The organism is Actinomycetospora sp. (genome assembly GCF_055612215.1).
On the sequence record NZ_JBVPVA010000858.1, the window covers coordinates 1 to 5,216 of the forward strand.

Below are 5,216 nucleotides of genomic sequence, written 5' to 3' on the forward strand. Positions count from 1 at the left end.
GTCGGCGAGCACCCATCACGGACGGGCGGCACTCGCGGCCGTCCGGCGCCGAGTGGAGCCCCACGGCTGCCGCCGTCGCCGTGAGGGTTCACTCGCCCGGACAGCCCGGTGGAGCGGCGCGGCGTTCACGGACGGCGACGACCAGGGCCCGGGGGCCGGCCCGGCGCGGGCGCTCGGTACGCTGGACGACGATCCACTTCGGCGAGGGCGGGCCAGGACGGCCGCCGTGATCGACGCGGTGCGCAGCGCGGTGTGACCCACGCCCGGTGCCGGCCCGCCCTCGCCGGCCCGTACCACCGCAGGAGAGTCACAGCCTCATGGCCGACGTCAAGATCAACGCGCAGACCCGCACCGAGTTCGGCAAGGGCGCCGCCCGGCGCACCCGCCGCGCGGGCCGCGTCCCCGCCGTCCTCTACGGACACGGCACCGACCCGGTGCACCTCTCGTTCGACACCGTCGAGTTCGCCGCCGTGATGCGCGAGAACGGCCGCAACGCCGTCCTCACCATCGCCGGCGCGGGCTCCCCCCAGCTGGCGCTGACCAAGAGCGTGGTGCGCGACCCCATCAAGGGCTTCATCGAGCACGTCGACCTCGTCGTCGTGCGCCGGGGCGAGAAGGTCACCGTCGACGTCCCGGTCATCACGGTCGGCGACGCCGCACCCGGCACGCTGGTCTTCCAGAACCTGGACACGCTGACCATCGAGGCCGACGCGATGGACATCCCCGAGGAGATCAGCCTCGTCATCGACGGCGCGGGGATCGGCACGCAGTTCCAGGCCGGCGACATCCGCCTGCCCGACGGCTCCTCGCTGGTGTCCGACGCCGAGCTACTGGTCGTCAACGTCACCGAGGCGCCGACCGAGGACGCGATGGAGGAGGAGATCGACGCCGAGGGTGCGGGCGTCGAGGAGGACGCGCCCGAGGCCGAGGACGGCGAGGGCTCCGAGCGCGGCGAGGGCTCCGAGGGCGGGGCGCCCGAGGATCCGGCCGCCGCCGAGGGCGAGACCCCCGGCAAGGAGGACTGACGGGGCGAGCGGAGCGACGGGAGAAGGGCATCGTGTCGGCCCCCGGGGCGTCCGGGCCGGTGCTGGTCGCCGGGCTGGGCAACCCGGGGGCGGAGTACGACGGCACCCGGCACAACGTCGGGTTCGCGGTCGCCGACGTGCTCGCCGGGCGCGCCGGTGCCCGCTTCTCCGCGCACCGCAAGTCCGGCGCGGACGTCGCGGAGGGCCGGCTGGCCGGGCGCCGCGCGATCCTGGTCAAGCCGCGCGGCTACATGAACCTCTCGGGTGGCCCGGTGACGAACGCGCTGCGCTTCTTCTCGGTGCCGCCGGAGGACCTCGTCGTGGTGCACGACGACCTCGACCTCGAGTTCGGCGTCGTCCGGCTCAAGCGGGGCGGCGGCGAGGGCGGTCACAACGGCCTGCGCTCGATCTCGAAGTCGCTCGGGACGAAGGACTACCTGCGGGTGCGGTTCGGGATCGGCCGGCCGCCCGGGCGTCAGGACCCGGCGGACTACGTCCTGCGGCGCTGGTCCTCGACGGAGCGCCGCGAGCTCGACGTGTCCCTCGAGCTCGCGGCGGACGCCGTCGAGGCCCTGCTCACCGAGGGACTGGAGCCGGCCCAGAACCGCATCCACTAGGCGGAGCGCCCCGGCGCCGAGCGGACCTCCACGGCACTCGACACGGCCCTGGAGGCCCACTCGGGCGCGCGATCCCTCCGCGCCCGTGCCGAGTGGACGTTCATGCCACCTGACGCGACCCTCGAGGTCCGCTCACGTGCGCAGCGCACCGGCCCGGACGCGGACGGTTCCGGCGTGCGACCGGACGCCGTCCCGGCAGGGCCGGACGGTCGCTGGACCGACCGACGGGCCCGGCGGATCCTCCGGACGACCGGCCCGGGCACCGCCGCCCGGCGCCCCGGCCGTCCAGGAGTCCGCGATGCGCGTGATCCGGAGCCACCCCCTCGTCGCCTTCTTCGTGCTCGCCTTCGTGATCGCGTGGGCGCTCGTGCCGTTCGGATCCTTCGGGGCGTTCGGCCCGCTGGTCGCCGCACTGGTCGTGGTACCGATCAGCCGGGGACGAGCCGGCCTGGCCGAGCTCGGGCGCCGCATGGTGCGCTGGCGGGTCCGCTGGTATTGGTGGGCGCTCGCCCTCACGCTGCCCCTCGCGGTCCACGGGGCCGCGGTGGTGGTGACCGGCCCCTCCGCCGGCGTCCCGTTCGCCTCCGCCTCCGTCGGCACCGTCGTGGCGCTGTTCCTCCTGCGCCTGGTCGACCCGTTCGACGGTCCACTCGGCGAGGAGCCCGGCTGGCGGGGCGTCGCGGTCCCCGGGATGGCGGCCCGGCTCTCCCCGCTCGCCGCGACGTCGATCCTGGCCGTCGTGATCACGGTGTGGCACCTCCCCCTCGCGTTCCTGGGCGAGGACGATCCGTGGTCCGCGGTCGCGTTCATCGTGGTGGGCACCGTGGGCGTGACCTTCTGGTACTCGTGGCTGTTCGCGCACACCGGCGGGAGCGTCCTGCTCTGCCTCGTCGCTCACAGCGTCGAGGGCGCTCTCCCGAACGAGACCCTGGTCTACGTGGGCATCTGGCTCGTGGTGGCCGTGGTCCTCGTCGTCATCGACCGGCGGTGGTGGGTCGGTGCGACGTCCCCGCTTCTGAGCGCACCCATCTGAGGTGGTCCACCGCCCACTCGCGGTGCAGGGTCTGCAGGTGCTCGGCCAGCAGTGCCGGCGCCTCCGGGCCCACCCCCGACCCCCGCCAGCGGGCCGCCGCGGCCACCAGCGGCGCGGCCGGGCCGCGATGCTCCTCGACGTACCAGCGCACCGCGTCCGCGTTCGACCCCGCCCGCCCGGTGTGCAGCGTCGCGAGGAACCGCACGGGGAAGAGCACGGTTTTGGTGACGGTGCGGGCGTCCTGCTCCGCCAGCGCCGCGGGGTCGCGCAGCACGGCGATCCGCGCGGCGTCGTACCAGCCGATCGCGAAGCGGGCCCCGTCGAGCACCAGCTCCTCGTGCGTCGGGAGCACGGCCCCGGCACGGCGGTCGGTGCCCGCGAGCAGGCGCCCGTGCTCGAGGAGGTCCAGCCGGTCGACCGCCGGCAGGCGCACCGCGCCGGTGGCCCCGTGGTGCACGTCGTGCCACCGGCCCCAGAACACCGAGAGCCGGTCGGCCGGCCCGGGGCCGCACCGGCGGCGGGTCAGCACGCGGACCGCCCGCGCCCGGACGCGCGACCACGGTCCGGCCGTGCGCACCACCAGCGCGAGGTCGACGTCGCTGACCCCGGCGGCGTACCCGCCGTGCGCGAGGCTGCCGATGGCGAAGGCGGCCCGGAACCCGGTGCCGAAGAGCAGGCGGGCCCACCGCACGGCCTCGTCCAGCACGGCCCGGGCCTCGGCCTCGGCGTGCCCCTCGTCAGTCGACACTGGCCTCGAGCCAGGCCTCTTCGAGCTCCTCGCGCTCGCTGACCAGCGCGCGCAGCTCGGCGTCGAGCTCCATCAGGCGCCCGGGATCGGTCGCGGCGTCGGCGAGCGCGGTGTGGAGCTGCTTCTCCCGGGTGTCCAGCTTCTCGATGCGCCGCTCGATGCGCTGGACCTCCTTGCGGGCCGCCCGCCGATCGGACTCGGACCCCGCGGCCGGGGCCGACGAGGACGCCACCCGCGCCGGACCGGCGCCCGCCATCTCGATCTGCTGCTCCCGGCGGCGCAGGTACTCCTCGATGCCGCCCGGCAGGTCGGTGATCCGGCCGTCGCCGAACAACGCCACCGTCCGGTCGCACACCCGCTCGGTGAGGTAGCGGTCGTGGCTGACCAGCAGCAGCGTGCCGGGCCAGCCGTCGAGCAGGTCCTCGAGCTGCTGGAGGGTGTCCACGTCGAGGTCGTTGGTCGGCTCGTCGAACAGCAGCACGTTCGGCTCGGTCATCAGCAGCCGCACCAGCTGCAGCCGACGCCGCTCGCCGCCGGAGAGCTCCGAGACCGGGGTCCACTGGCGCGCCGCCGGGAACCCGAAGCGCTCGGCGAGCTGTGACGCCGTCTGCTCGTAGCGCCCGATCGTCACGCGCTCGGCGATGTCCTCCACGGCCTGCAGCACGCGGCGGTGCAGCGGCAGGTCGGAGAGGTCCTGCGACAGGTGCGCCAGCCGCACCGTCGTGCCCTGCACCCGCCGCCCGCCGTCGAGTTCGCGCTCCCCCGCGATCGCCCGCAGCAGCGTCGTCTTGCCCGAGCCGTTGATCCCGACGATGCCGATGCGGTCGCCGGGCCCGACGCGCCACGTCTGCCGGTCGACGATCGTCCTGTGCTGGTCCCCCGACCCACCCGACGGCACCGTCAGCGTCGCGTCCTCGAGCTCCACGACCGTGCGTCCCAGCCGGTGCTTGGCCATCGTCACCAGCTCGACGGAGTCGCGCGGCTCCGGGACGTCGGCGATCAGCGCCTCGGCGGCCTCCACCCGGTAGCGCGGCTTCGAGGTGCGCGCCTGCGGCCCGCGGCGCAGCCACGCCAGCTCCTTGCGGGCGAGGTTGCGGCGACGCTGCTCGGCGGCGTCGGACAGGCGCGCCCGCTCCGCCCGCGCGAAGATCCAGTCGCCGTAGCCGCCGTCGAACTGCTCGACCCGCCCGTCGACGACCTCCCACGTGCGCGAGGCGACGGTGTCGAGGAACCAGCGGTCGTGGGTCACGACGACGAGGGCGGTCCGGCGGGCGAGCAGGTGCGCGGCGAGCCACCCGACGCCCTCGACGTCGAGGTGGTTGGTCGGCTCGTCGAGCACCAGCAGGTCGAGCTCCTGCACGAGGGCCGCGGCGAGGGCGATCCGCTGCCGCTCGCCGCCCGAGAGGCCCTCCACCGACGCGTCGAGACCGCGCTCGCCGCCCGGGCGCAGGCCCTCGACGACGGCCCGCGACCGCGCGTCGGCGGCCCACTCGTGATCGGGGACGGGGCCGCCGAGCACCGCCTCGCGGACCGTCGCCCCGCGCGGCCGCGACTGCTGGGTCACCGAGGCCATCCGCAGCCCGCGCACCGGGCTGACCCGGCCGGCGTCGGGCTCCAGACGGCCCGCCAGGATCGAGATGAGCGTCGACTTCCCGCCCCCGTTGCGCCCGACGACGCCGATGCGGTCCCCGGCGTCGACGCCGAGGGAGACGCCGTCGAGCACGGGCTTCGGGCCGCCGAACGCGATGGCGACGTTCTCCAGGTTGACCAGGTTTGCCACGGTGCTCTTCTCG

Annotated in this window: 5 protein-coding genes; 3 read left to right on the plus strand and 2 right to left on the minus strand. The window is 75.2% G+C overall.

Features of this window, described 5'->3' with window-relative positions; translation table 11 throughout:
* The first annotated feature begins 317 nt into the window (after window positions 1-317).
* From AC0CYZ_RS23365 to AC0CYZ_RS23375, 3 genes are all read left to right on the plus strand, one after another.
* Window positions 318-1,025, plus strand: a complete 708-nt coding sequence (locus AC0CYZ_RS23365) for a 50S ribosomal protein L25/general stress protein Ctc (RefSeq protein ID WP_472219776.1) — start codon at window positions 318-320, stop codon at window positions 1,023-1,025.
* Window positions 1,026-1,057: 32 nt separating this feature from the next.
* A complete protein-coding gene (gene pth / locus AC0CYZ_RS23370; RefSeq protein ID WP_472219778.1) occupies window positions 1,058-1,642 on the plus strand; it encodes an aminoacyl-tRNA hydrolase in 585 nt (194 codons plus the stop codon).
* A gap of 298 nt (window positions 1,643-1,940) precedes the next feature.
* Entirely contained in the window at window positions 1,941-2,675 is a 735-nt protein-coding gene (locus AC0CYZ_RS23375; protein ID WP_472219780.1) for a CPBP family glutamic-type intramembrane protease, read from the plus strand.
* Here the strand turns inward: AC0CYZ_RS23375 and AC0CYZ_RS23380 are convergent.
* Entirely contained in the window at window positions 2,617-3,423 is an 807-nt protein-coding gene (locus AC0CYZ_RS23380) for a hypothetical protein (RefSeq protein WP_472219782.1), read from the minus strand. The genes AC0CYZ_RS23375 and AC0CYZ_RS23380 overlap by 59 nt on opposite strands.
* Window positions 3,413-5,203: an ABC-F family ATP-binding cassette domain-containing protein gene (locus AC0CYZ_RS23385; RefSeq protein WP_472219784.1), complete on the minus strand. Its 1,791-nt coding sequence runs from the start codon at window positions 5,201-5,203 to the stop codon at window positions 3,413-3,415. The genes AC0CYZ_RS23380 and AC0CYZ_RS23385 overlap by 11 nt, the downstream gene beginning before the upstream one ends.
* Between the last annotated feature and the right edge of the window lie 13 nt (window positions 5,204-5,216).